The sequence below is a fragment of the Terriglobus albidus genome, from assembly GCF_025685425.1.
GTDB lineage: Bacteria > Acidobacteriota > Terriglobia > Terriglobales > Acidobacteriaceae > Terriglobus > Terriglobus albidus.
In genome coordinates this window covers 200,229-223,860 of the sequence record NZ_JAGTAS010000055.1, presented here as the reverse complement: position 1 = coordinate 223,860, position 23,632 = coordinate 200,229, and the positions used below count along the sequence as shown (strand labels likewise).

Annotated in this window: 22 protein-coding genes; 12 read left to right on the top strand and 10 right to left on the bottom strand. The window is 57.9% G+C overall.

From position 1 onward, the window contains the following. Positions 1–31: 31 nt before the first annotated feature. Positions 32–820 (top strand): tetratricopeptide repeat protein, encoded by a 789-nt coding sequence (locus OHL21_RS14705; protein WP_263418035.1) that lies wholly within the window; start codon positions 32–34, stop codon positions 818–820. Between the two features lie 113 nt (positions 821–933). On the opposite strand, the gene OHL21_RS14700 is transcribed toward OHL21_RS14705, so the two are convergent. Next, entirely contained in the window at positions 934–1,341 is a 408-nt protein-coding gene (locus OHL21_RS14700) for a hypothetical protein (RefSeq protein ID WP_263418034.1), read from the bottom strand. Between the two features lie 107 nt (positions 1,342–1,448). Between OHL21_RS14700 and OHL21_RS14695 the strand changes: the two genes are divergently transcribed. Beyond that, on the top strand, positions 1,449–2,660 hold the full coding sequence (locus tag OHL21_RS14695; RefSeq protein WP_263418033.1) for a tetratricopeptide repeat protein: 1,212 nt from the start codon (positions 1,449–1,451) through the stop codon (positions 2,658–2,660). A 15-nt stretch (positions 2,661–2,675) separates the two neighbouring features. Here OHL21_RS14695 and OHL21_RS14690 read toward each other — a convergent pair whose 3' ends face one another. Both OHL21_RS14690 and OHL21_RS14685 read right to left on the bottom strand, forming a co-directional pair. Further along, positions 2,676–3,284 (bottom strand): YqaA family protein, encoded by a 609-nt coding sequence (locus OHL21_RS14690; protein WP_263418032.1) that lies wholly within the window; start codon positions 3,282–3,284, stop codon positions 2,676–2,678. A gap of 92 nt (positions 3,285–3,376) precedes the next feature. Next, on the bottom strand, positions 3,377–4,225 hold the full coding sequence (locus OHL21_RS14685) for a menaquinone biosynthetic enzyme MqnA/MqnD family protein (protein WP_263418031.1): 849 nt from the start codon (positions 4,223–4,225) through the stop codon (positions 3,377–3,379). A 109-nt stretch (positions 4,226–4,334) separates the two neighbouring features. On the opposite strand from OHL21_RS14685, the gene dprA reads away from it, so the two are divergent. From dprA to OHL21_RS14670, 3 genes are all read left to right on the top strand, one after another. Further along, complete coding sequence (gene dprA, locus OHL21_RS14680; RefSeq protein ID WP_263418030.1) at positions 4,335–5,486, top strand: DNA-processing protein DprA; 1,152 nt, start codon at positions 4,335–4,337, stop codon at positions 5,484–5,486. A gap of 162 nt (positions 5,487–5,648) precedes the next feature. Continuing rightward, on the top strand, positions 5,649–8,495 hold the full coding sequence (gene topA, locus OHL21_RS14675; RefSeq protein ID WP_263418029.1) for a type I DNA topoisomerase: 2,847 nt from the start codon (positions 5,649–5,651) through the stop codon (positions 8,493–8,495). Positions 8,496–8,625: 130 nt separating this feature from the next. Further along, a complete protein-coding gene (locus tag OHL21_RS14670; RefSeq protein WP_263418028.1) occupies positions 8,626–8,910 on the top strand; it encodes a DUF427 domain-containing protein in 285 nt (94 codons plus the stop codon). A gap of 399 nt (positions 8,911–9,309) precedes the next feature. Here the strand turns inward: OHL21_RS14670 and OHL21_RS14665 are convergent, their stop codons facing one another. Together OHL21_RS14665 and pgm are read right to left on the bottom strand one after the other, a co-directional pair. Further along, positions 9,310–10,755, bottom strand: coding sequence for a sensor histidine kinase (locus OHL21_RS14665; protein ID WP_263418027.1), 1,446 nt, complete (start codon positions 10,753–10,755; stop codon positions 9,310–9,312). A gap of 566 nt (positions 10,756–11,321) precedes the next feature. Next, the gene (gene pgm / locus OHL21_RS14660; RefSeq protein WP_263418026.1) at positions 11,322–12,959 is read right to left on the bottom strand and encodes a phosphoglucomutase (alpha-D-glucose-1,6-bisphosphate-dependent); all 1,638 of its coding nucleotides are present in this window, start codon (positions 12,957–12,959) and stop codon (positions 11,322–11,324) included. Positions 12,960–13,095: 136 nt separating this feature from the next. Between pgm and OHL21_RS14655 the strand changes: the two genes are divergently transcribed. Further along, the gene (locus OHL21_RS14655; protein WP_263418025.1) at positions 13,096–14,238 is read left to right on the top strand and encodes a glycoside hydrolase family 88/105 protein; all 1,143 of its coding nucleotides are present in this window, start codon (positions 13,096–13,098) and stop codon (positions 14,236–14,238) included. Positions 14,239–14,409: 171 nt separating this feature from the next. On the opposite strand, the gene OHL21_RS14650 is transcribed toward OHL21_RS14655, so the two are convergent. Continuing rightward, positions 14,410–14,688 carry an Hpt domain-containing protein gene (locus OHL21_RS14650; RefSeq protein ID WP_263418024.1) on the bottom strand — a complete coding sequence of 93 codons (279 nt, stop codon included), beginning with the start codon at positions 14,686–14,688 and terminating at the stop codon, positions 14,410–14,412. A gap of 6 nt (positions 14,689–14,694) precedes the next feature. Next, positions 14,695–15,063, bottom strand: a complete 369-nt coding sequence (locus OHL21_RS14645; protein WP_263418049.1) for a response regulator — start codon at positions 15,061–15,063, stop codon at positions 14,695–14,697. A 308-nt stretch (positions 15,064–15,371) separates the two neighbouring features. Here OHL21_RS14645 and OHL21_RS14640 point away from each other — a divergent pair, with 308 nt between their 5' ends. Then, on the top strand, positions 15,372–15,809 hold the full coding sequence (locus tag OHL21_RS14640; protein WP_263418023.1) for a nuclear transport factor 2 family protein: 438 nt from the start codon (positions 15,372–15,374) through the stop codon (positions 15,807–15,809). A gap of 197 nt (positions 15,810–16,006) precedes the next feature. Here OHL21_RS14640 and OHL21_RS14635 read toward each other — a convergent pair whose 3' ends face one another. Then, positions 16,007–17,083, bottom strand: a complete 1,077-nt coding sequence (locus tag OHL21_RS14635) for a 1,9-bis(guanidino)-5-aza-nonane synthase (RefSeq protein WP_263418022.1) — start codon at positions 17,081–17,083, stop codon at positions 16,007–16,009. 113 nt (positions 17,084–17,196) lie between these two features. On the opposite strand from OHL21_RS14635, the gene OHL21_RS14630 reads away from it, so the two are divergent. The 3 genes from OHL21_RS14630 (at position 17,197) to OHL21_RS14620 (ending at position 19,873) form a co-directional block, all read left to right on the top strand. Continuing rightward, positions 17,197–18,150 (top strand): phospholipase C/P1 nuclease family protein, encoded by a 954-nt coding sequence (locus tag OHL21_RS14630; protein WP_263418021.1) that lies wholly within the window; start codon positions 17,197–17,199, stop codon positions 18,148–18,150. 162 nt (positions 18,151–18,312) lie between these two features. Further along, on the top strand, positions 18,313–19,098 hold the full coding sequence (locus OHL21_RS14625) for a GNAT family N-acetyltransferase (protein WP_263418020.1): 786 nt from the start codon (positions 18,313–18,315) through the stop codon (positions 19,096–19,098). Between the two features lie 13 nt (positions 19,099–19,111). After that, on the top strand, positions 19,112–19,873 hold the full coding sequence (locus tag OHL21_RS14620) for a lysophospholipid acyltransferase family protein (protein WP_263418019.1): 762 nt from the start codon (positions 19,112–19,114) through the stop codon (positions 19,871–19,873). Between the two features lie 205 nt (positions 19,874–20,078). Here the strand turns inward: OHL21_RS14620 and udk are convergent, their stop codons facing one another. Beyond that, on the bottom strand, positions 20,079–20,699 hold the full coding sequence (gene udk, locus OHL21_RS14615; protein WP_263418018.1) for a uridine kinase: 621 nt from the start codon (positions 20,697–20,699) through the stop codon (positions 20,079–20,081). Positions 20,700–20,701: 2 nt separating this feature from the next. Beyond that, entirely contained in the window at positions 20,702–21,523 is an 822-nt protein-coding gene (locus OHL21_RS14610; RefSeq protein WP_263418017.1) for a purine-nucleoside phosphorylase, read from the bottom strand. 78 nt (positions 21,524–21,601) lie between these two features. On the opposite strand from OHL21_RS14610, the gene OHL21_RS14605 reads away from it, so the two are divergent. After that, positions 21,602–22,159, top strand: coding sequence for an NUDIX domain-containing protein (locus OHL21_RS14605; RefSeq protein ID WP_317889986.1), 558 nt, complete (start codon positions 21,602–21,604; stop codon positions 22,157–22,159). A 207-nt stretch (positions 22,160–22,366) separates the two neighbouring features. Further along, positions 22,367–23,626, top strand: coding sequence for a glycoside hydrolase family 28 protein (locus OHL21_RS14600; RefSeq protein WP_263418016.1), 1,260 nt, complete (start codon positions 22,367–22,369; stop codon positions 23,624–23,626). Positions 23,627–23,632: the final 6 nt, after the last annotated feature.

The window sequence follows — 23,632 nt, the reverse complement described above, 5'->3', positions numbered from 1 at the left end:
ACATATGCGTTGGCTGGTTTTGAGTTCAGTCATGATGTTGAGTGGTCTCTGCTGGTCGCAGCAACAGCAGCCCGCGAAGCCTTGCCAGGATGCGGCAGGGAAAACCGTGGCCTGCGACGATCCAAAAGCGAAGACGGGCGATCCGCAGACCCCGCAGCAGGTAAAACAGGCATTCCCGTTTCCTGAAGAAGAGTCACGGAAGGCAGCCGAAGGAAAGGACACGCCACAGGAACCAAAACCCGAGGCGGATGCGGCCAAAGGAAACGACACGACCCGGGAACCAAAGTCTGAGGCCGATGCTCCTTCTGCGCAGAAGCCAGTAACGCCGGCCGATGCCAAAAAGAGCTTCCCGTTTCCGGGCGAAGATGCCCCGGCTACGAATGACCCCGCGGGAAATTCCTCCTCTTCGTCGTCCTCCAGCTCTTCTTCGTCGTCGAACGGTGGCAATCCGGGCGATGAGTCGAAGGCCCCTGAGGATGAGGACGCCGGTCCAGCAACTCCGACAGGTGTGAAGTTGAAGGATCTGGGCAGCCGGGGTGAGATTACGAAGAAACAGACCCCCGAACAGCGCTTCGATGAAGACCTGAAGGTCGCGGATTTCTACCGCAAGGATGGAAATATCCAGGGCGCCTATAACCGCTACATCGACGCGCTAGACCAGTTCGCCGACGATCCGGATGCGCACCTCGGCGCCGCGGAGATGGCGCTGAAGCTGGGCAAAAAGGACGAAGCGCGGCAACACTTTGAGGCTGTGTTGAAAGCCGATGCCGAGCCAAAGACCAAAAAGGCGGCAGAGAAGGCGTTAGCTTCGCTGAAGTAGACCTAGAGCATTTCCCCCCTAGGTGTAGTCCAGAGCCTCCGCATCTATGGGCGTTTTCCGTAATGAAAACGCCGCACGCCCCCTTCCGGGTACCCAGCAACAGGGAAAATGCTCTAGGCCTCGTCGAACTCTTCTTCGATGTTCAGGTAACGGCGCATGTAGCGCAGGGGCTCCTCTGCTGAAGCCATCTCACGGAGATGGTACTTCCACGCATCCGTGCGCGCCGAACGGCGTGTATAAGGCTTGCGGATGACGGTTCCAATGGTGCCGTCTGCCATGCGCCGTTGAAAGCTTTGTGATGGCACCTGGAAGGTGATGGGCTCGCCCGGCTTCCAGAAGGCATGCGCGAACTCATGAGAAAAAAGCAGGGCGTAGTAACGGCGCTGCTCACAGAGCGTGGCGATAGCGTCTTCGCCACTGGTCCAGGGCAGACCAAGGCGGCTAACGTACCACTTCCGGAAGGGAAAGCCATTGGCATGGGCCTTTCCCACAAGCAAAGTCAACAGTTCGTACCGAGTCATAAAGACAGGAGAAGCGTCCAATTACAAATACTGCAGTGACCCTACGCTAGGTCGCCCTTGGCAAGTGGTCAAGACAAAAGACGTGATTGATGGTGAGATGGAGTCTGATGAAGGTACGAAATGTTGTAGCGAGTGTAGTGGCGGCAGGGATTCTGTCGATCACGCAGCCGGTGTGGGCACAGGCACACCATACCAATCCCCTGAATCTGGATCCTATAGTCCGGGAAGGGTTTGCGCGTTTTTACGACCTGGATTACGACGGCGCGCTCCAGCGTTTTGACCGGGTGGAGACTGCGCATCCCGATGATCCCATGGCGGTGGGGTATCAGCTCCTGGTCACGCTCTATCGCGAACTCTACCGGCAGGATCTGCTGGATACCACCTACTACGCCCACGACAGCTTTATCTTCAACAAGCGCGAGACGAATGTCAGCCCCGCTGCGCGCCAGCGGATCGAAGAGCTGACAAACAAAGCAATCGATCTTGCTGAGCGCCGCCTGAAGGTCGATCCAAAAGACAAAGATGCTTTGTTCGCCCGTGGATATGCCAAGGGCATGCATGCGTCCTTCGCCACCCTGGTGGACCATTCTTTTTCGAAGGCCGCAAAGGAAGGTCTGTCCTCCCGTACCGATTCGGAAGAGGTGTTGAAGATCGATCCTGACTATGTGGACGCGAAGATGGCGATGGGAATTCAACAGTTCGCTGTCGCCAGCCTGCCCAGACTGGTTCGCATCATGGTCGGAATCTTCGGCGTAGGCGGCAATAAGGAAAAGGGACTGGTCCTGCTGCGGGACTGTGCTGCCCACGGAACCGTGACCAGCGTGGAGTCTCGTACGGCGCTCAGCCTGTTTCTGCGGCACGATGGACGATACGCTGAAGCCCTGGGTGTAACGCAGACACTGGTAGCGCAATATCCGCACGATTACCTCTTCCGCCTGGAAGAGGCGAATCTTTTGAAGGATGGCGGGACCGGCATGCGCGCGGTCGAGTCCTATCGGGCGGTCATTGCGGATGCGCACAAGAACGGATACTTCATCGAGCCCAGGCTGCATATGGCCTACTATGGCCTGGCGGAAGCGGAACGCGGACAGCACTTGATTCCTGACGCTGCAGATCACTACCTTGCCGCGGCTTCGGCTCCAGCAGCAAGTGACTGGGTCAAGAAGCGTGCGCAACTGAATGCGGGCCAGATGCTTGATCTTCTGGGTCGGCGCGACGAAGCCGTGCGTCAGTACCAACTGGCCTCGGCACCGGTCGGGGATCAGAGTCAGGCTGACGAAGCCCGCAAATACCTGAAGAAGCCTTACAAAGGGAAGTAGATCTGAAATCCTTGCTCACGCGGAGAGGCGCTGACGCGCCTCTCCGCGTTCTCGTTTTACCAGGCGATAGATCCCCCAGGCGCAGGCAGCGATCAGTGCTCCCCACAGCACAATCAGCAACGGCGTCGACCACTCGTTTGAGAAGTGCGTCCATCCTCTCAGGATGGAGCGGCCATAGCGATAGCCCAGCCAAGCCGCTGCGCCATGACGTATTAGACGGCTGATACCAAAGGCAGCATAGAACTTCTTCCGTGGAACCTGGAGAGCGCCCGCAGCCAACAGGAACGGCGTCAACGGCGCGGGCGGAGGAAGAATCGCAGGCAGGGACACTGCAAGAAGTCCGTGTTTGGCTGTCCATCGGGTGATGCGTTCCAGATAGCGCTGCGGGACACGCTTTTCAAGCGTATGCATGCCACCTGCCTTGCCCAGGTGGTAGGTCATGCTGCCGCCGACCAGAGAGCCCGCCGTAGCCACGATCGTGATCCATAACCACGCATGATGCCGTGCCGCCAGAATGACCAGCAGAATGTCGGTGGCGCCGGGAATAGGCAGGGGAATGAACGATGAGTCCACAACCGCCAGCAGAAAAAGCCCAGCCATACCCATGCCGGTTACAAGTTGCACTAATCCGCGCCGGGAATGGACGGCCTGGAGCCTCATATCCTGCTAGGACGCGGAGTTGTGTTGCAAAGTTCTTGTCGCCGGATGAAAAGTTTTTATTCAACAAATCGCAGTTCCGGAGCCTGCGGAATGGCTCCGGTTGCCGCTGCAAGATCGAAGAAGTGCTTCATCGCTGTGACACACCGCTCATCGAGGACATAGTGGATGTTTTCCGTGAGGTAGGTGCGAATGATCTGGGGAGAGACGGGGATGCGCTTCTTCCAATGGCTTACAAGATCCTCGATGTGTGCCAGACCGGCGTCGCGGGAGGCGTTCAGATCATCGATCAGCAGTGCGGCATCCGTCTGCGCCAAGGCCTCCGGGCGCAGAGCCCAGATGGCGGCGACCCAGGGCAGGCCGGTGCGCGTCGTCCACTCTTCGGCGACGTCGTACCAGTAGAGTCGCTGACCGGCGCGCATCTCGATAGCCGGGTGCGATTCGCTGGCGATAAGCGCCGGATCGCCGATCAGCAAGGCGGCGTCGGCGTGTTCAAGCATGGTGTCCACCAGCGGAGCATGCGGCCGGAACTCCGGATCGGTTCCCAGGAAATGGCGGAACAGCACGTTTGCGTAGGCCACGGAGGAGCGGGACGAAGTATCTGCCGCGAGCGTTCGGATCTGATCCAGAGGAACGCGGCTTACGATCTGAATGGAGCGGACGCGTTGCAGCGAGGCGATCGTGCAGCCAGGAACGATGAGAAGATCCGGTATGGTCGCAAGCGCTGCAATGGGAATCAGTCCCAGATCGGCTTCGCCCTCCGCCAGCTCACGGGCGCAGTTCGACGGCAGTGTGTAATGAATGTCATACCGTCCCGCGAGAGCTTCGCGTTTGGGAGAGTGCTCAAAGTCGTAGAGCAGAGGAGCAGGGTTCAGAAAACCGATCGCTGAAATACGTAAACGTGCCACTCTTTCAAGTCTACTCAATCGCTGTCCAGCGGCGGTCCTGTTTGGGCCTCATGTTTTTCGCATGGTGTAAGGTTGCTACACATCAACAGTGCAGGAGCCGAGCAGCAAAATGAATGCGTGCACCAACGACGCGCGTCTGGCATGGATGGCGCTTATCCTTTCCCCCGGCATGGGTGCGATTCGCAGCTGGCGTACGATGCAGCGTCTGGGAGACGCCGCGAGCCTGCTGACCTTGCCGCTTACTGAATTGGAAGGGCTGGGACTGCCCGCTGCGGCGGCACAGTTTGTCGCCGATGGCCGTGCGCTTGCCGCTGCGGAAGACGAAGCCCGAAAGGCTGAGGAAGCCGGAGTGTCCTTTCTGACCCCGGAGGATGCGGCCTATCCCGAGCGTCTACGACAGATTTATGACCCACCGGCAGTCCTGTGGCTGCGGGGTGACCCGGCAATCCTGAACCTGCCCGGAATCGCGGTGGTCGGCACACGGCATCCTTCGGCCTACGGCCAGGGAATGGCGGAACTGCTGGCGCGTGATCTTGCCGCGCGTGGCCTCGTCATCCAGAGCGGCATGGCCCGGGGCATCGATACCGCCGCCCACAAAGGGGCACTGGCGGCAGGGGGAAAGACCGTTGCTGTCTGGGGAACAGGCGTCGACGTGATCTATCCTAAAGAAAACAAGAAGCTTGCAGAAGAGATCCTGCTCAAAGGCGGGGCCATCGTAAGCGAGTTTCCGCTCGGAACCTTTCCGGCTCCGCAGAACTTCCCGGTGAGAAACCGAATCATCAGCGGCATGTCGGTGGGAGTGCTGGTGGTGGAGGCCGGAGAGTATTCCGGCACCCGGGTGACAGCCCGATGCGCGCTGGAACAGGGGAGAGACATCTACGCGGTACCCGGAAATGTGACCAACAAGAACGCCTGGGGTCCGAATACGCTGATCAGGCAGGGAGCCCGGCTAACTGCAACATGGGAAGACATTTGGGAGGACCTGCCAAGCGACGTCCGGGCCCAGCTTACGGCCGGAGATGAATCCTCACCGGGAGGAACCGCATCTCTATTCCCCGAGAACACGGCGGGGATGGGAGAGCAGGAGCGGCAGGTGCTTAGTGCTCTCGCCATGGATAGTGCCGTCCAACTCGATGAGTTGATTGAGAAACTGGAAGGTTCGATGGGGGCGGCCGAGATCTTTGCGGCGCTCTTCGAACTGGAACTTGCAGGGCAGGTACGGCAGTTACCGGGCAAAAACTACGTCCGTGTGATGGTGTGAAACCTTTCCCGTTTTCGTTACGTTTTGTGTTGCAGCGCGTCGAAGCAGCCATGCTCCGTAGTTGACCGCGGGGCCGGGAGGCGTGTTAGGTTCTCCAACAGTATTAAGAGCGAGTAGGCTGCCACCTGCGGCGGCCGGTTTGGAAGCGCAGAAGGAAGACCCATGGCGAAGTCACTGGTGATTGTCGAAAGCCCGGCGAAGGCAAAGACAATCGGAAAATATCTTGGCAACGACTACACGGTGGAGGCTTCAATTGGCCACATCATGGACCTGCCGAAGAACGATATCGGGGTAGAGCTCAAGAAACGTACCTTTGAGCCGACGCTGATCGTCTCTCCGGGCAAGGAGAAGGTCGTTGACCGCCTGAAAAAGCTCGCCTCCAAGGCTGATGCTGTATACCTCGCGCCTGACCCCGACCGTGAGGGCGAGGCGATTGCTGCCCATCTGAAGATGCAGATCTCGCCTGCCGCGCGCGGCAAGCAGGTGCAGCGTGTCACCTTCAACGAGATCACCCCCAAGGCTGTAAAGGCTGCTTTCCAGCATGCCCGCGACATTGATGAGCATCTCGTCGATGCGCAGACGACGCGCCGCGTCCTGGATCGGCTGGTGGGATACCAGATCTCTCCGCTGCTGTGGGACAAGGTGAAGCGCGGACTCTCCGCCGGTCGTGTGCAAACCGTGGCGCTACGGCTGATCGTGGAGCGCGAGCGCGAGATCAATGCATTCCAGCCAGTGGAGTACTGGACCATTGATGCCGAGCTGACGCCGAAGTCCGGTAAGCAAAGCTTCATTGCACGGTTGGTCGGTATCGATGGAGAACCGGCGCGAGTCGCCAACGGCAAGGATAAGGAAGGCAAGGCGCAGTTCCTGTCGAATGCGCTGCCCGATCAGAAGATTACGGACGCTACCATTGCGGCTTTGAACAAAGCGACGTGGTCGGTTCGTGCTGTCGAGAAGAAGGAGCGGCGGCGTAATGCGCCCGCGCCATTTACGACTTCCAAGCTGCAGCAGGACGCTGCCGGGCGTCTGGGCTTCAATGTTCGTCGCACCATGGGTGTGGCTCAGCGTCTGTACGAGGGCATCGACGTCGGCAGCGATGGCACCGTGGGTCTCATTACCTACATGCGTACCGATTCGGTGCGTGTCTCGCCGGATGCCATCACCGAGGCGCGAGATTACATCGGCAAGAAGCTGGGTGCACAGTATCTGCCCTCCTCTCCGAATCAGTTCAAGGGCAAGAAGGATGCGCAGGATGCGCACGAAGCCATTCGTCCGACGCACGTTGAGTACACGCCGGAGTCGATTCGCAAGTATCTGACCGACGAGCAATACCGCCTCTACAAGCTGATCTGGAATCGCTTTGTGGCCAGCCAGATGACGCCGGCGGTCTTTGATCAGACCACGGTCGATATCGCTGCGAAGAGTGATAAAACGTACGATTTCCGCGTCTCCGGATCGGTATTGAAGTTTGACGGTTTCCTGAAGGTCTATGAAGCTCCGCAAGCAGTTGCGAAGAAGGCTCAGGATGAAGCGGGCAAGCAGGATGAGGACTCCGACGACACCGATACCCGGTTGCCGGCCCTGAATCAGGGTGATGGGTTGAACCTGAACAAGCTTGATCCGCAGCAGAAGTTTACCGATCCGCCGCCGCGGTTCAATGAGGCTTCGCTGGTGAAGACGCTGGAGGAACTCGGAATCGGCCGTCCTTCTACCTACGCGTCAATCATCAATACGATTCAGGAGCGCGACTACGTCAAGAAGTTGAAGGCGAAGCTGGTGCCGACTGAGATCGGCATGGTCGTCACCGAGCTTCTGGTCAAGAACTTCCCGTACATCTTCAAGTACGACTACACGGCGCAACTCGAAACCGAGCTCGACGATGTCGAGGACGGCAAGGAGAAGTGGACGGATCTTCTGAAGGGGTTCTACGACCACTTTGAGCAGGAGCTCTCAGTTGCCGAGAAGAACATGGAGGAGATCAAGCGCTGGGAGAAGCCGACCACGGAAGTCTGTGAGAAGTGCGGATCTCCGCTGATTCTGAAGTGGGGCAAGTTCGGCAGCTTCTTCTCGTGTTCCAACTTCTCAAAGGCGAAGCCGATGTCGATCGCGGTTTCGAGCGTGAAGAAGGATCCGAAGGCAGCCATCAAGAAGATCACCGCCAAGCTCGGCTATCCCCTGACGGTAAAGGGTATGGTGGATGATGCTGAAGCCTTCGCTGAAGAGGTTGAGGATAACACTCAGCTTCGCGATGCCCTGGCGCAGGCGTCTGAGCGTGCCAAGAAGATCGTCATCGAGCCTTTCTCCTGCGACTTCACGAAGGAGAACTTCGCCGACAAGCCCGATCTTGCCTCGCCCGATGCGCAGGATGCGGAGCAGGAAGAGGAGTACTGCGATAATTGCGGCAAGCAGATGGTGTTGAAGAACGGCCCGTTTGGTCCGTTCATGAGCTGCCCGGACTACAACGCCGATCCGCCGTGTAAGACCATCCGCAAGCTGAACCAGAAGGTCCAGCAGAAGCCACCGGAGCCGACGGGCGAGATCTGCCCGGAGTGCGGTAAGAATGAGCTGGTTAAGCGCCAGGGACCCTACGGCGAGTTTGTCTCCTGCTCGGGATATCCGAAGTGCAAGTACGTCAAGCAGAACCTGCTCGACGTGCCCTGCCCGAAGTGCGGCGGCAAGATCGCCGAACGTCGGACGCGCCGTAACACCACCTTCTATGGCTGCACGAACTATCCGAAGTGCGATTTCACCTCGAACCAGAAGCTGGTGCCGGGACCGTGCCCCAAGTGCAAATCCAGCTACCTGCTTGAGGTCGAGCGCAAGGACGGCGTCTACCTGGTCTGCCCAAACAATGTGGAAGCCCTGCCGAAGCGGAAGGCAAAGGCCGGGGAAGAGGCTGCAAAACCGGCAACGGAATGCCACTTCGAGAAGAGAATCGGCGACGCGCCCGCGCCCAAGGAGCTGGAACGGCCTAACCCGGAGAAGACGCGTCCTCTGGTAGAGGCCTGATCTGGGCCATGTTGCCAATGCGAAAGGCCGGGTTACCCGGCCTTTCGTTTTTGCGCCGAACCTGATACAACATAGGCAGGGACTAAGGTCCGAGTACGCTGTAAGTTGTTGAAAAGATTAGGACGCTTTCATGGCGAAGGCAGTATGGAACGGCCAGCTTCTGGCCGAGAGTGACAATTTCGAAACGGTCGAGGGGAACATCTATTTCCCGGAAGAGACCGTCAAGCGTGAGTTTCTACGTTCGAGCTCGACGACCTCGAGCTGCCCCTGGAAGGGCCAGGCTCGCTACTACACCATTGTAGTCGACGGTCAGGAAAACCCTGATGCTGCCTGGTACTATCCAGACCCGAAACCAGCTGCGCGCCAGGTGAAACATCACATCGCTTTCTGGCGCGGCGTTGAAGTTTCGAAGTAACACTAAAAGTCCCAAAATGGTAGTGCGGCACAATACAGCCCGGTAAAAATTTGTTGCGGAAGGCATTACCAAGGTACTAGTGTGTACCCCTATGGAAAGGGGACTCAGCTTCTATGTCATCTGGGACCGTCATTTTGTATTGTTTGGTAAATATTCTCCTCGGCGTTGCCCTTCATACTTCTTTCCGCCACTCCAGCTTGGCGCAACCGAAAAAGGGAGAGCTTGTCGTCTACTCTCTGTTATTTCTGATAGCTGGTTTGCCGATGGTCTTCGGCGCGTTTCTCTATGCACTTGCCCGCTCGGTCGTGCAACATCATCACCAACTTCACCACGGCTGAGTCGTTGCCTCCAAAGATAAGAAAGGCCGCCTAATAGGCGGCCTTATCTATTTGTATTTCTTTAGTATGCCTGCATTTGCTCGATCGGGAGGCGAACTTGGAAGCAGGTTGCGCCTGGGCGAGATTCCACCGAAATGTGTCCGGAGTGCTTGGAGACGATACGCTGCACTGTATCCAGTCCCAATCCCAGACCCTCTCCCGGAGCCTTGGTGGTGAAGAAGGGCTCAAAGATACGCGACTGCATCTCAGGCGGGATGCCAATGCCGGAGTCCCAGATCTCGACCAGCGCAAGCTGACCGGAGGTGCGGGTGCGCAACCGTAGCGTGCCGCGATCCTCCATGGCATCCAGGGCGTTTTCGATCAGGGCGGTAAAGACCTGGTTCAACTCGCTGCCATAGGCAGGCACATGGGGCAGCATGGGGTCGTAATCCCGCTCTACCGTCACATGGCCCAACCGCGAGGCCATCATGGCCAGGGTGTTGTCCAGCGCCGCCGCCAGGTCGATCTCCTGGATCGGTGCCTGGTCCATGTAGGAATAGTCCTTGATGGCAGAGATCAGGTCGAAGATCCGGACTGTCGCGTCGATGACAGTCTCCGTCATACGCTCGGTCTTGAGCGCGGAGCAAATGGTTCCGATGGCAATGGGTAGCACCTCGGCGCCAATATGTGACAGATTGTCCAGATCGCAGACTTCAAGTGTCGTTTCCGCCAGCACGGGAGCGTATTTCCATGGCTCACTGACCTCGTGCTCTGTGAGCCACGCAGCGAAGTCGTCTTCCCGGGCCGAGATGGCGATGGAGTCGCGGGCGATCACAGGCCGGCTGCCGGTGGGCGATTTGGTCCGCATACGGGTTACCCACTCACGGTACTGAGCCTTCTGATCTTCGGTCAGGCAGAGGGAGCCGAGTTGATATTTCAAATCACCGTAGGTGCGTAGCTCTCCCAGGAGCGATGAAGCCGCGCGCTGCGCCGCAGACGCTGGGTTGTTGAGCTCATGCGAAAGATTCGCTGCAAGCTTTCCAAGTGCGGCGATCTTTTCGGATTGCTGCTCCATGCGCGTGACATCGCGAACGCGATTCAGCAGTGTGGAGACGCAACGCTGGCCCATTCCGGGGATCGCGCGAAGCATGTCGTCGAACTGGTGGCGATAGATGTGCAGGCCCCAGACATCGCCTACAGCCCAACCGGTGCCGCCGTAGGTCTTCATGCGGGAGTAGGGAAGAAGGCCTGAAAGCTGCCCCACGCGTGAGATAAAGAACGCAACCGATCCGCGTTCGCGACGGCGAACGTGTACCTCACCCTTCAGCAGGATGGTCATACGGTCAGCGGGATCGCCTTCCTGAAAGACCTCCTGACCAGCAGAGAGCTTTTGCTCCGTGCCGTTCTCGGCGAGCCAGAGATAGTCTTCCTCTGCAAGGCCGTCCAGAGCCTCTACGCGGCGAAGCGCGGCGATGATCTGGTCGACGGGGGTACAGGCGGCGGCTGCTTCCGGAGTAGCGGTGGCCATACTTACAAACTCTCCTCGAGCTTCAACGTTAATGGTAGCTGAAGCAACTGCGGAGTCCAGGCTCTTCCACAGCGAACGGTCGAAAGTTCGCGTTGAGGTGCCGAAACTTTGCATTCATAAGGGCATACGTGTGTGAGACGGATATGGTTCCCCTATCGATAGGAGAGTTGGATGTGGAAGATTCGTGGGAGGCTGGCCTGATCGCGAAGTTGAAACGATTCATGCTAAATGACAATCCCGGCCAATTCTGTTTCGTCGAGGATTGTCGAGAAGTTGCTAGTAATGGTTGCTGGTTGGTACGAGCTTTCGACTTGCCCACACTCTGGGTGCCTCATCCAGTGCGAAGCAATGGGTGGGATGTTCTCGCTTAGGAGCGGAACAGAAAAGTATGGGTGGAGAAGGGGATTTCTCCCCTGCGCTCAGAAATGACAAATAGAGCGGATCGAGCTGCCACTCGATACACCCACTCATCGCGTATCGGGGTCCCCGACGAACTTTGTTCGTTGGGGTGATTTGCGATGAATGGGGCACCCAGTACATGGACTCTATCAAATTTGTCGATACACCTAGCTGATGGCGGCGGTCACCAGCTCTTGCGCCTCGCGCTGAATCTGCTTCAGATGTGATTCACCTTTAAAGCTCTCCGCGTAGATCTTGTAGACATCTTCTGTGCCGGATGGACGCGCGGCGAACCAGCCGTTCTCTGTCGTGACCTTGAGACCGCCGATGGCCGCCCTGTTTCCGGGCGCTTCTGTGAGAACCGCCGTGATGGGCTCACCGGCAAGCTCTTTGCTGGTGACCTGCGAGGGATTCAGTTTGCCGAGCTTCGCCTTCTGCTCGCGGTTTGCGGGAGCGTCAATGCGCTGATATACCGGCGAGCCGTACTTCGCCGTGAGTTCGGCATAGAGCTGTCCTGGATCCTTTCCTGTACGAACGGTCATTTCCGCCGCGAGCAGGCCGAGGATGAGTCCGTCCTTATCGGTAGACCACACTGAGCCGTCCTGCCGCAGGAAGCTGGCGCCGGCAGACTCTTCCCCGACGAAGCCAAGCGTGCCATTTACCAGACCGTCGACGAACCATTTGAAACCTACTGGTACTTCGAGCATGGGCCGCTTGAGCCCCGCGGCAACGCGATCGATCATTGACGAAGAGACCAGCGTCTTACCGATGCCAACCTTCTCGCTCCACTGGGGACGGTGCATGAAGAGGTACTGGATAGAAACGGCGAGATAGTGGTTCGGATTCATCAGACCCGAGCTCTTGGTCACGATGCCGTGGCGGTCGTGATCCGTATCGCAGGCAAACGTGACATCGAAGCGGTCTTTGCCGGCGATGAGCGACGCCATGGCATAGGGAGAGGAGCAGTCCATGCGAATCTTGCCGTCCCAGTCGCATGTCATGAAACGGAAGGTCGGGTCAACGGTCTCTGAGAGTACGGTGAGCGGCAGCTTGAACTTCTCCGCGATGCGCGGCCAGTAGGCAACACCTGCACCGCCGAGAGGATCGACCGCAAAGATGAGACCGGAGGACGCGATCGAACGAAGATCAAGCACTGAACCGAGATCGTTGACATATTCGCTGACGAAGTCGTGTTTGTGTGTCGTAGATGAGGCGAGGGCTTTTGTCAGGGATACACGCTGAATACCCTTGAGGCCGGAGGCCAGAAGCTCGTTGGCACGATTCTCAATCCACTTTGTAGCCGTAGTGTCGGCTGGACCTCCGCTAGGCGGGTTGTATTTGAAGCCGCCGTCTTCGGGAGGATTATGCGATGGCGTAATGACAATGCCGTCGGCAAGGCCAGAGGTCTTACCAGCGTTGTAGACCAGGATGGCATGTGAAAGAGCAGGGGTGGGAGTGTAGCCCTGCTCGGAGTCGATCATCGTCTCCACACCATTGGCTGTCAGCACTTCAAGCGCAGAGGCCCATGCGGGATCGGAAAGTGGATGTGTGTCAGCCGCGAGGAACAGAGGACCGGTGGTGCCTTCGTTCTTGCGGAACTCGCAGATGGCCTGCGTAATGGCGAGAATATGGTCTTCGTTGAAGCTGGAGTGCAGGCTCGAACCGCGATGTCCACTGGTTCCGAAAGCGACCTTCTGAGCGGGATTGGAGACGTCCGGCTTTTGTGTGTAGTAGGCCGTAATGAGCCGTGGGACATTAACGAGAATCGATTCCGGAGCAGGCTTGCCAGCTAACACGTTGGTCATAGAAGCAAGGATGACAGAGATGCCGTCCGGGATGGAAGGCAGTTCTGCACTGGCGCGATTTTCCTTTACACCGAGGCTGCTTGGGCAGGTGCTGTCTGTAAATCGGTCTGACCAATCCTGTATGCTGGCAAGGTATATGAAACACGGTTCGAAGCTTGCTTTACCACTGATTTTGCTCGCCGGAGTGGCGTTTGGACAGGTATCTCCTTCGCGCCAGATGGCAGACGCGGTGATCCGCCGGAACCCCGCACCGCGCTGGGTGTATGAAGAGGGCACGATGCTGGACGGCTTGACGGCCGAGTGGAAGGCGACCAGCGATGAGAAGTACTTCGATTACGTGAAACAGACGGTGGATGCGCTGATCACCGACGATGGAACAATCAAGGGCTTCAAGTCCGATGCGCGCTCGCTGGACAACCTGGAGATGGGCCGCGCCGCCTTGATGCTCTACCGCGAGACCAAGGACAAGAAGTACGAGACGGTGGCTCGCTTCGTCCGTGCGCAGCTCGATGAGCAGCCGAGGACGCCGAGCGGTGGCTTCTGGCACAAGGCGATTTACCCGAACCAGATGTGGCTGGATGGCGCCTTCATGGCCGAGCCCTTCTATGCCATGTATGCCGCGACCTTCGATGACAAGGCGGCGTGGGATGACATCGCGAAGCAGTTCCTGCTGATGGATGAGCACCTGCGCGATCCAAAGACGGGACTGATGTATCACGGCTGGGATGAGAGCCATAAGGAACGCTGGTCCGATTCGAAGACAGGCCGCTCGAAGGAGTTCTGGGCGCGCGCGATGGGCTGGTACGTCGTAGCGTTGGTGGATGTGCTGGAGTACTTCCCGAAGGATCATCCCAAGCAGGCAGCTCTGGTGAAAGATCTGAACGACTGCGTTGTCGCGCTGGAGAAGGTGCAGGATCGGAAGACCGGCGTCTGGTGGGACGTCCTGGATAAAGGATCGTGGGATGGGAATTATGTGGAGGCTTCCGCCTCGTCCATGTTCGTTTACGGCATGGCAAAGGGCGCACGTATGGGATGGGTGCCGAAGCGGTATCAGGCCTCTGCCGTGCGTGGCTGGGCGGGAATCCAGAGGGAATTTGTTAAGACTCTGCCCGATGGCACTATCAGCTTGACCGGCATCGTGGCTGTCTCAGGCCTGGGCGGTAAACCGTATCGCGATGGAACCTACGATTACTACATCCACGAGAAGACGGTAGCCGATGACCTGAAGGGAATCGGCGCATTCCTGATGGCCGGCAGTGAGATGGAGCGCATCCGGTAACGATCTAAGTCGGTCCTGGTGGGAGCAGCGGGCTTCAGCCCGCTGATAAGGGACAAAAAGTAAATGGGCTTTGAGCCCTGGGTCTCAGAAAAAGCCCGCCTCAGTTGTGCCGATAAACCGTGGACTGAAGCCCACGGCTCCCACCCAATTCGAGCTTCGCTCGAATAACTCCTAATTTGCCGGAATAGCAGCCCGCAGTGCTATTACAAGCTCAGGAATCTTAGCCATATCACCGCTACGCAAAGCAGACTCGATCTGTGACGCGATTGCCGACGCCTCGGGAAATCCATACATGCCAAGCGCCCCGGAAAGTTTGTGCGCCGCTTCCAGCATTGCGGTGTGATCCGCATTGCCTGCGGCGAGCACGGCGATACGCTCTTCCACAATCGGTCGATTCTTCTGCCATAGCGCGGCAATCAGAACAGAGGTCTTTTCCTGGGCAGTCGACATCGATATCTACCAGCCGAGAGCCTCGGCCATCTGGTCGGCGAGGGTCATGGGATCGAATGGCTTAAAGAGCACTGCGGTCACACCGAGGCCGGCGAAGCGGCGTTGATCCACGCCTTGTACCTTGGCCGTAAGCAGGATGACGGGAATGCCGGCAGTCTGAGGATTCTCCTGCATCGCCTTGAAGGTTGTAGGACCGTCCATGCCCGGCATCATCACGTCCATGAGGATGGCGTCGGGCTTTTCCTGCGCGGCGCGCTGGATGCCTTCCCGCCCGTTGGAGGCAGTAAGAATCTCCCATCCGGCCGTAGCTTCGAGGGCGAGCGAGGCGACCTCCCGGATGTCGTCTTCATCGTCAATGATGAGGATGCGTGGCACGGGGAAAGAGTACAGGCGTAGCGCCACAGGCGCAAGATACTTGCGGCCTATTTCATCCCGGTGTCTTGAGGATCGTCGTTGTTAGAGCTGAAGGTGATAAGGCAGGGAGCAAACAGCATGGTAGCGAGAGCAACTGCGATAATCAGATCGTGCATCGGTACCCCTCCGCGAGGTGGAAACTGACACGTGCCGGGAACTCTTTCTATCCCTCTTGCGGATGACCTTAGCAAGCGATTGCCGGCCAGTTATCACCATGATGTAATCTTTGGCGTGCCTCGCGAACGGCAAATGCTCTAGAATCGGCAGCCATGAAGAAGATTGCATTGTTCTGTGCAGGTCTACTGGTGACTTCGGCTGCGGTGGCGGGCACGCCGGAGGACGATGCGGTGCTGGCCCCCATACAGGCGTTCTTTGCCGGGCTCTCGGCGCGGGATGCTTCGTCGATGAAGGCGCCGTTTCTGCCTGGTGGATCGCTGGTGCTAATGCGCAACGGCAAGCCCGGCCAGATGACGATCGAGCAGTTCGCCGAGCGCGTGAGTAAGCCTGGAACAACAAAAATCGAAGAAAAGATCCATGACCCGCTGATTCGTATCGACAATGATCTTGCGGTTGTCTGGGCTCCGTTCGACTTTTATGTCGATGGGAAGGTCGACCACTGCGGAACCGACCTCTTCAACATGGTGAAGAAGGACGGGACGTGGATGATCGCCGGGATTGCCGACACCGGAAAGAAAGATTGCCGGTAATCCTTTGCACTTTCTTCAGAGCGTAGGTTCTGTGCTGCTTCTTGCCACACTTCTATGTGTCATGGCGTGGGGCGGGTACCGAAAATGGCTGTGGTCGAACGAGCGTCAAGATAAGAAGAACGCCCTTCAAACCCTGTTTGGCGATAAGAAGTAAAAAAGGCCGGGCATATGCCCGGCCTTTCTTCTTGATGTGGATTTTACGCGGTAACCGGCTCGAGCATGGTGGCGAAGTTCTTGCCGGTGCGGGCGGCGTGGGCCTTTTTGTGGAAGGCATAGCCGGTGATGAGCGGCAGAGCCATGGTGGCCTCGGCGTAAACCATCTGCTCCCAGGCCAGGTCGACCTTGCCCCAGCTCGAAGCTTCCTTCAGCGTGGAGCCGGAGAGGGCGCCGTCGCGAGAATCGGCAACGGTAATCTGGATGGCGTACTTGTGCATGGCCACATCGGCATCATCGCCAAGCAGAACTTCAGCAGCCACGACGATGTCCTGGGCGAAGTTCTTGGGAACGCCGCCGCCAACCATCAGCAGGCCGGTTACGGGGTTCTCGAGCTTGATTTTGGTCAGCTCGTAGAAGTCCTTGGCTGAGTCGATGGCAACCACCTGCTTGCCGGCGGCGGTACGTTGGTGCTGGTGAGCGACCAGGCCGAAACCGGCCGAGCAGTCGGAGAAGGCGGGGCAGAAGATCGGCACGTTCTTCTCATAGGCCGCGAGCACGATCGAGTCGGCTCCGCCATTTGCCGGGGTCTTACCGTTCTTCACCAGGTAGGCGCCCATGGCGTGGATAAACTCACGCGAAGAGTAGGCGCGCGGCTCGAGCGAGTCGGCGATGATCTTGGTAGTGTCGTCGCAGATGCGGAGCTCGTCTTCGTCGATGAAGGTGTCGTAGATACGGTCGATGGCCAGATCGCGGAGATCCGCATCGTGAGCGCCGTACTTGTACTCTTCGCCGGCGATCCAGTGCTTGAAGCCGAGGGCTTCGAAGAAGTCCTGATCGACGATGTTGGCGCCGGTGGAGACAATGGCGTCGACCATGTTGTTGCGGATCAGGTCGACGAAGATCTGCTTCAGGCCGGCGGAGATGAGGGATCCGGCGAGGCAGAGGATCACGCCGCAGTCCTTGTCCTGCAGCATCATCTCGTAGATCTTGGCGGCGCGGTTGAGGTCACGCGACGAATAAGCCATGTTTGCCATGGCATCGACCAGCGGAACGACGTTGTGCTGCTTGATGTCGATGTGCTGGATGGGGTTGGTCAGGAGCTCTTTTTTAGTCGGCATAACAACCTCTAGGATATCAATTCTGCACTGGAACGGCGCGGGTTTTCGTGAATTTTCAGTTGGCGGAAAAATGCCGGGATTTTGTTGACAGATCCCGGGTCTTTCGGAGCCGTATGCAGGCAGATATACTCGTCGCCATGCAAAGATTGCGGACCTTGGTGCGCTTTGGCGCGGCTGTGGCGCTGCTGCCTTTAATGGCAGCTCCGCCGACGTATGGATGGGGGCTGGAAGGCCACATGATGATTAACCGCTTGGCGATGCAGGCCCTGCCGGCCGATGTTCCGGCATTTCTGAAGACGCCCGAGGCGATCAATGAGGTGGAATACCTGGGGCCTGAGCCGGATCGCTGGCGCGACTCTACCGAACCCGAGCTGAACGCCGCGCAGGCGCCTGAGCACTTCATGGACATGGAGTGGGCTGATTTGGCCGGGCCACTGCCGCGTAAACGCTATGACTTTATCCGCGGACTGGCTGCGGCGCAGCCGAAGCATCCCGACATTCAGCTCACTCCCGAAAAGGTTGGTCTGCAGCCGTACGTAACCACCGAAGTCTGGGAGCGGCTGAAGGCAGCGATGCGAGCCTACCGCACTCTGTCGGCCGAGAAGAAGGATACAAAACCGGTCGAGGCCGCAATCCTGTTCTACGCCGGCTGGCTGGGACATTATGTCGGCGATGGATCGAACCCGCACCACACGTCGATTCAGTACAACGGCTGGACCGGGCCGAATCCGAACGGCTACACCACCGAGCACAAGATCCATGGCTTGATGGAGAGCACCTACGTTAAGGCGAATATCAAGATCGCGGAGGTCTCTCCGCTGGTCAATAAGGAACCGAAGCTGCTGGGCGATGTCTTCGACGACTACGTAGGATACCTGCGGCACTCGCAGACCATGGTCGAGAAGACCTATCAGTTGGAGAAGGCGGGTGGTTTTATGGGCTCCGGCACACCTGAAGCGAGGAGCTTCATTGACGAGCGTCTGGCGGCGGGAGCGACAGAGCTGCGGGACATGATCTATACAGCCTGGGTGCGTAGCGCGGACCCGGTGCCGCCCTATCGTCCGTAGATCCAACAAATTGTGCGTCAGGTAGCGGGAGAGTCCCATGGACTCTTCCGCTTTTCATATTTGCAGTGTATTTACACGATCTGAACCAGATGTTGACCGTAGGTTTGCAGGTTCTTCGCGGAACGGTGTCACTCTTCACGCAGCAATCAGGGCGAGGTGAAGATGGCAACTGCGGTTCGGACTCCGGTTTCTTTGCAGCCGGTTGTATGGGCGCCGGGCGAGGCTGTGTTGCAGGCAGGGCCCTACCGGGCAAGGCTGGCAGTAACGGAGGCCGATAGGTTGGCGGTATATCGACTGCGGTTTGTGGTCTTCAACCTGGAGCTGAATGAAGGAAGCGAAGAGGCCTTTGCCACCGGCCACGATCGTGACCGTTTCGATGACGTATGCGATCACATCATTGTGGAGCGCATCGAGTGCGGATCAGTGATCGGCACCTATCGGCTGCAGACAGGTTTACGCGCTCTGCAGGCCCATGGTTATTACAGCGCGCAGGAGTTTGACCTCAGCCCCTATGAAGCACTGCGGGAGCGGACGATCGAGCTCGGCAGGGCCTGCATCCATCGCGATCATCGCTCTCCCGAGGTCTTGAACCTGTTGTGGAAGGCGATTGCCCTCTACGCGAAAGAGCACGATGCACGCTGGTTGATCGGCTGCTGCTCGCTCAACTCGCAGGATGCGGCCGAAGGCTGGAGCGTGTTTCGCGGACTGAAGGAGTACCAGGTGGAAGAGCAGCTCCGGACGCTTCCTCTTGAGGCGCTCCGCATGGAACGCGCTGGAGATGAGGCGGAGGTAAAGCAGCCTCCCAAGCTGTTGCGCAGCTACCTGGCGTTGGGGGCGCGTATCTGCGGAGAACCGGCGATCGACCGGGAGTTCCGCACCATCGATTTTCTTACCCTTATGGATTTGGAACGGCTTCATCCTAGAATGGCTGCACGGCTGTTTGGATGAAGGGACAAGAGAGTTGACAGGTGTATTGCGGGCGCTGCGGCGTCTGTTGTTTCTGGCAGGAATGACGGTGGTGGCGCTGACCGAAGCGGCGCTGCAAAGGGATAAGTCGGCGCGGGGCAGGGCGGTCTGGATGTGCAAGTGGAGCCGCTTCGTCGTGCGTATGGCCGGTGTGCGAGTGCACATTGTCGGCGAGCCGGCGCGGCACGGGTTGCTTGTAAGCAACCACATGGGCTATATCGATGTGCTGGTGCTGGGCTCGATTGTGCCGACCGTCTTCGTCTCAAAGGCAGAGGTAAAAGACTGGCCGGTCTTTGGCTGGCTGACTCGCATTGCCGGCACTATCTTCGTGAATCGTGAGAACCGGATGGCGACGGCCAGTGTGGCTGCGCAGATGCATGAGCGCATGGAAGAAGGATTGATGGTGCTGTTTTTCCCTGAGGGAACAAGCTCGGATGGCGAGCAAATTCTCCCCTTCCGTACATCGCTCTTTGAGGCCCCGGTAAGGGCTGAAGCGGAGATCTGGACGTGCTGTGTCCGCTATGCAATTCCGGGTGAGGGACGCGACGCGGTTCGGCAGAAGGTCGCCTACTGGGGCAATATGTCCTTTGGTCCGCACATGATGAAGCTGTTCACCTTGAAGACGATCGACGCCGTGGTGGAGTACTCGCCCGTGGCGATCCGCACGGAAGACCGTAAGGATGCCGCACGACGGAGCGAAGAGCTCATGCGCGGTATGCACGCAGAGCTTGCGGCAAATGAGGTCGTGGTGTCCTAGGCTGTATCGACAAATCCGATCCATATAAGACAGCCCCGGGTATGGCAGAAATGGGTGGGAGCAGCGGGCTTCAGCCCGCTGATAAAGGCGTAAAAGTATCTCGATACGCTCCAGGTGCTTTTTGTCATTTCGCAACGTTCTGGGGCACCAGTCAGCAAAGCCGATTGGGGCGAAGTGTAGCGAGAAATCTATCTACGACTGAGCTTCAGCGGGAGAGCAAGTTGCGTTTGCGCAACTCCACCAGAATGCTTTCGACGGACCAATCAAGTGCTTCGGTGCCTTTGACCGTAATGTCGGCATTGCGCTGCGACGGCACCACGTACATCTCTGCCATGGGCTTTGCCGTAGCCTCGAACTGATCACGGACCGATTGCTCAGTGCGTCCGCGCTCACGCATATCGCGGTAGATGCGGCGATTGAGGCAGATCTGGTTGGGTGCATCAACGTAGACGGAGAAGTCGTAGAACGGCAGCAGTTCCTCATAGTGCAGCGCGAGGATGCCTTCGACAATAACGACGCGTGTCGGCGTAACCGGATCGAACTGGTTGGGCACACGAGAGTGTGTCTTGAAGTCATAGATCGGCCGGCGGATGGGATTGCCCTCAGCGAGCAGGCGGACGTGCTCGATGAGTAGCTCAGCTTCGAGCGAATCCGGATGATCGAAGTTCGTCTTGTCGCGGGTCTCAAACGGCAGGTGCGAGAGATCGCGATAGTAGAGATCAAGGGCGAAGAGCGTGGCTTCGAGCTGGGTACAGAGCTCGCGCGCGAGAGTGGTCTTGCCCGAGCCCGAACAGCCGGCAATTGCAATGACGAGTGGCTTGAACATGATTAGATCTGCGGCACCAGCGCGGTGAGAAGTGCCGTGAACTGACCTTCGATGCGCCTGCCGATCTCCATGACCTCTTCGTGGTTAATGGGCTGGTCGAGCACACCGGCGGCCATGTTGGTGACGACGGAGAGGCCCAAAACCTCAATGCCCATGTGACGGGCGATGATGACCTCGTGCACCGTCGACATGCCCACCAGATCTGCTCCCAGGGTGCGGAAGGCGCGGATCTCCGCAGGAGTTTCATAGCTGGGTCCAAGAACCGCAAGGTAGACGCCTTCGTTGAGCGTCCAGCTCTGTTTCGCAGCCTCATCGATGGCGAGCTTACGCAGCGCAGGCGAATAGGCTGCGGACATATCGAAGAAGCGTGGGCCGAGCGCGTCTATATTGGGGCCAAGAGCGGCGTTGGTTCCGGTCAAGTTGATGTGGTCAGAGAGGGCGACGATGGCGCCCTGGCCGTAGCGTGTGTTGATACCGCCGGCGGCATTGGTGACGATCAGTTTTTTGATGCCCAGAAGGCCAAGCACGCGCGTGGGAAAGGTAACCTGCGCCATGGTGTAGCCCTCGTAGGCATGCACACGGCCCTGCATGACGGCCACCGGAACTCCGCCGATGGTGCCCAGCACCAGCTTGCCGCTATGCCCCGCGACCGTCGACTGCGGGAAGTTCGGAATCTCGGCATAGGGAATCGTGACCGCGTCGGCCACCTGTGCGGCAAAGCTGCCCAGGCCTGAGCCAAGTATGATGGCGAGCTGCGGCTGAAGTGTGGTCTTTGAGCGGATGTAAGTCGCAGCGGTCTGTGCTTGGGCGAGGATGTCGGACATGAGGATTTGCGAAAAGAGTATCAAAGACGAAACCATAAAGCATTTTTCCTGTAGGTGTAGAGGAGGGCTTGTACATCTATGGGCGTTTTCCGCAATGAAAACGCCGCTGCACTCCTCTTCCGGAATACCCAGCCACAGGGAAAATGCTCTAATGCAGCGATGAGTGAGAAACAGAGTGCCGGGTTGTTGATGTTCCGTATGCGGGATAGGGAGCTTGAGGTCTTTCTGGTGCATCCTGGCGGACCGTACTGGGCAAAGAAGGATGCCGGTTCATGGACTGTGCCGAAAGGCGAGTTCGACGGGGAAGAAGATGCATTAGCCGCGGCGGTGCGGGAGTTCCGGGAAGAGACCGGCTTCGAAGCCGAGGGGCCATTCCTTCCGTTGGGTACCGTTCGGCAGAAGAGCGGAAAGATCGTTGAAGCCTGGGGCTTTCGTGGAGACTGCGATCCGGCCAGGTTGGTGAGTAATACGTGCCTGATCGAATGGCCGCCGAGATCGGGGAAGACTATCGAGATACCGGAGGTTGATCGGGGCCGCTGGTTCACGCAGGAAGACGCAAGGAAGTATCTCCGTGAGGCTCAGTGGCCTTTCCTGGAGCGGCTTGCTGAGATCCTCAATTCCAACGGCAAGTCGTAAAGGTCCTCTCAGATTGAGACGTATTCATTTATTGGTATGTCCTCATTTCTGGCCGATTGCCCAAGGGACTCGGCTCAATTTATTGATATATCAGAGAGATAAAGCCTTAAAAATTTGATCTTGCTTTTTCTTGATGCTGACATTACACTTCTCGATCGAAATTGGTCATACCAATTTTTACTTGCCCAAAAATGAGGAGTTACAAAAATGAAGGCATCGCAGATTATTCTGGCTGCCGTTGCGCTGTCGGCAACGGTATCTCTGACGGCGCAGACATTGGCCACAGGAGATTCGCGAACTGTGAGTCAACCCAGCTATCCAACCGTGTGTCAGACGTTGACCGCCAACTTTACGACCTCGCAGCGATCGTCACCTCCGAGTTCAAGCTCCGATGACACCAGCCGTCTGCAAAATGCCCTGACGGCCTGTCAGGGAACCGGCAAGAGTGTGGTGCTGGCTACGTCTGGTTCAAACAACGCATTCTTTACTGGCGCGCTGAACATGAGCGGTGTGGCGCTGGTGGTGAACTCCGGCGTTACGCTGTACGGCAATGACAGCTACTCATCCGCCTCGCAGCTCATCAGTGTGACCGGAACCAACGCTGCCATTATGGGGCCGGGAACCATCGATGGCCGTGGAGACCTGATCAGTGGAACACCGCGGTTGATCAATGCAAAGAGCATCAGCAACTTCATCGCGTATAACATCACGCTGCAGAATGCGGCAAAGATGCACCTCTATGTGGAGGGCGGCAGTGGGTTCACGGCCTGGGGTGTAACCATCAACTCCGGTCCTACGACTGCGAACACTGACGGTATCGACATCGATAGCCTTACGAATGCGACCGTCTATGGATCGTCAATCACCGCGGGCGATGATGGTGTGGCGATCAAGACAAACTCGGCCGCGACCTCTAATGTGACGATCAGCGGCACGACCTTCATTGGAACTCACGGCATGTCGATCGGCAGCCAGACGATGTATGGCATTACCAACGTGTTGTTCAAGAACAACTACGTGTATGGCAAGACCTCGGGTGGAACGTATTCGACCAACAACAACGGCATCAATATCAAGTCCGATATCGACTGCGGCGGCAACGTGACCCAGGTGACGTACACCAATACGTGCATGAAGTATGTGAAGCATCTGCTGATCTTCAATTCGAATTACGGAAGCTGCTCGGGCACTACTGGAACGCCTTACTTCACGGACATCATCGTGAATGGCGTAAAAACAACGAGCTCGCAGTCGAGTGCGTACTCCACCTTCAACGGCTATAGCTCCAGCTATCCGCTGGGACTCTATCTGGCGAATGTGAGTCTCGACACGACGACGCAGCAGAACAGCCAGTACGCCAGCGTGGGACTGGAGAACTCGAACATTACGCCGTCAGGGACTGGTGTAAGCACCTACACGGTGACGAACATCAGTGGAAGTGTACCGACCTGTTCGTTCGCTTACTAGGGTTCA

Excerpts from the sequence above, each read along its gene's own strand:
- OHL21_RS14655 (WP_263418025.1), top strand. The coding sequence starts at position 13,096 with ATGAAACACGGTTCGAAGCTTGCTTTACCACTGATTTTGCTCGCCGGA.
- udk (WP_263418018.1), bottom strand. The coding sequence starts at position 20,699 with ATGTTCAAGCCACTCGTCATTGCAATTGCCGGCTGTTCGGGCTCGGGC.
- OHL21_RS14665 (WP_263418027.1), bottom strand. The coding sequence starts at position 10,755 with ATGGCCACCGCTACTCCGGAAGCAGCCGCCGCCTGTACCCCCGTCGAC.
- OHL21_RS14630 (WP_263418021.1), top strand. The coding sequence starts at position 17,197 with ATGCAGGCAGATATACTCGTCGCCATGCAAAGATTGCGGACCTTGGTG.
- OHL21_RS14610 (WP_263418017.1), bottom strand. The coding sequence starts at position 21,523 with ATGTCCGACATCCTCGCCCAAGCACAGACCGCTGCGACTTACATCCGC.
- OHL21_RS14600 (WP_263418016.1), top strand. The coding sequence starts at position 22,367 with ATGAAGGCATCGCAGATTATTCTGGCTGCCGTTGCGCTGTCGGCAACG.
- OHL21_RS14705 (WP_263418035.1), top strand. The coding sequence starts at position 32 with ATGATGTTGAGTGGTCTCTGCTGGTCGCAGCAACAGCAGCCCGCGAAG.
- OHL21_RS14700 (WP_263418034.1), bottom strand. The coding sequence starts at position 1,341 with ATGACTCGGTACGAACTGTTGACTTTGCTTGTGGGAAAGGCCCATGCC.
- OHL21_RS14635 (WP_263418022.1), bottom strand. The coding sequence starts at position 17,083 with ATGCCGACTAAAAAAGAGCTCCTGACCAACCCCATCCAGCACATCGAC.
- OHL21_RS14650 (WP_263418024.1), bottom strand. The coding sequence starts at position 14,688 with ATGTCGACTGCCCAGGAAAAGACCTCTGTTCTGATTGCCGCGCTATGG.
- OHL21_RS14670 (WP_263418028.1), top strand. The coding sequence starts at position 8,626 with ATGGCGAAGGCAGTATGGAACGGCCAGCTTCTGGCCGAGAGTGACAAT.
- pgm (WP_263418026.1), bottom strand. The coding sequence starts at position 12,959 with ATGACCAACGTGTTAGCTGGCAAGCCTGCTCCGGAATCGATTCTCGTT.
- OHL21_RS14695 (WP_263418033.1), top strand. The coding sequence starts at position 1,449 with ATGAAGGTACGAAATGTTGTAGCGAGTGTAGTGGCGGCAGGGATTCTG.
- OHL21_RS14605 (WP_317889986.1), top strand. The coding sequence starts at position 21,602 with ATGGGCGTTTTCCGCAATGAAAACGCCGCTGCACTCCTCTTCCGGAAT.
- topA (WP_263418029.1), top strand. The coding sequence starts at position 5,649 with ATGGCGAAGTCACTGGTGATTGTCGAAAGCCCGGCGAAGGCAAAGACA.
- OHL21_RS14625 (WP_263418020.1), top strand. The coding sequence starts at position 18,313 with ATGGCAACTGCGGTTCGGACTCCGGTTTCTTTGCAGCCGGTTGTATGG.
- dprA (WP_263418030.1), top strand. The coding sequence starts at position 4,335 with ATGAATGCGTGCACCAACGACGCGCGTCTGGCATGGATGGCGCTTATC.
- OHL21_RS14640 (WP_263418023.1), top strand. The coding sequence starts at position 15,372 with ATGAAGAAGATTGCATTGTTCTGTGCAGGTCTACTGGTGACTTCGGCT.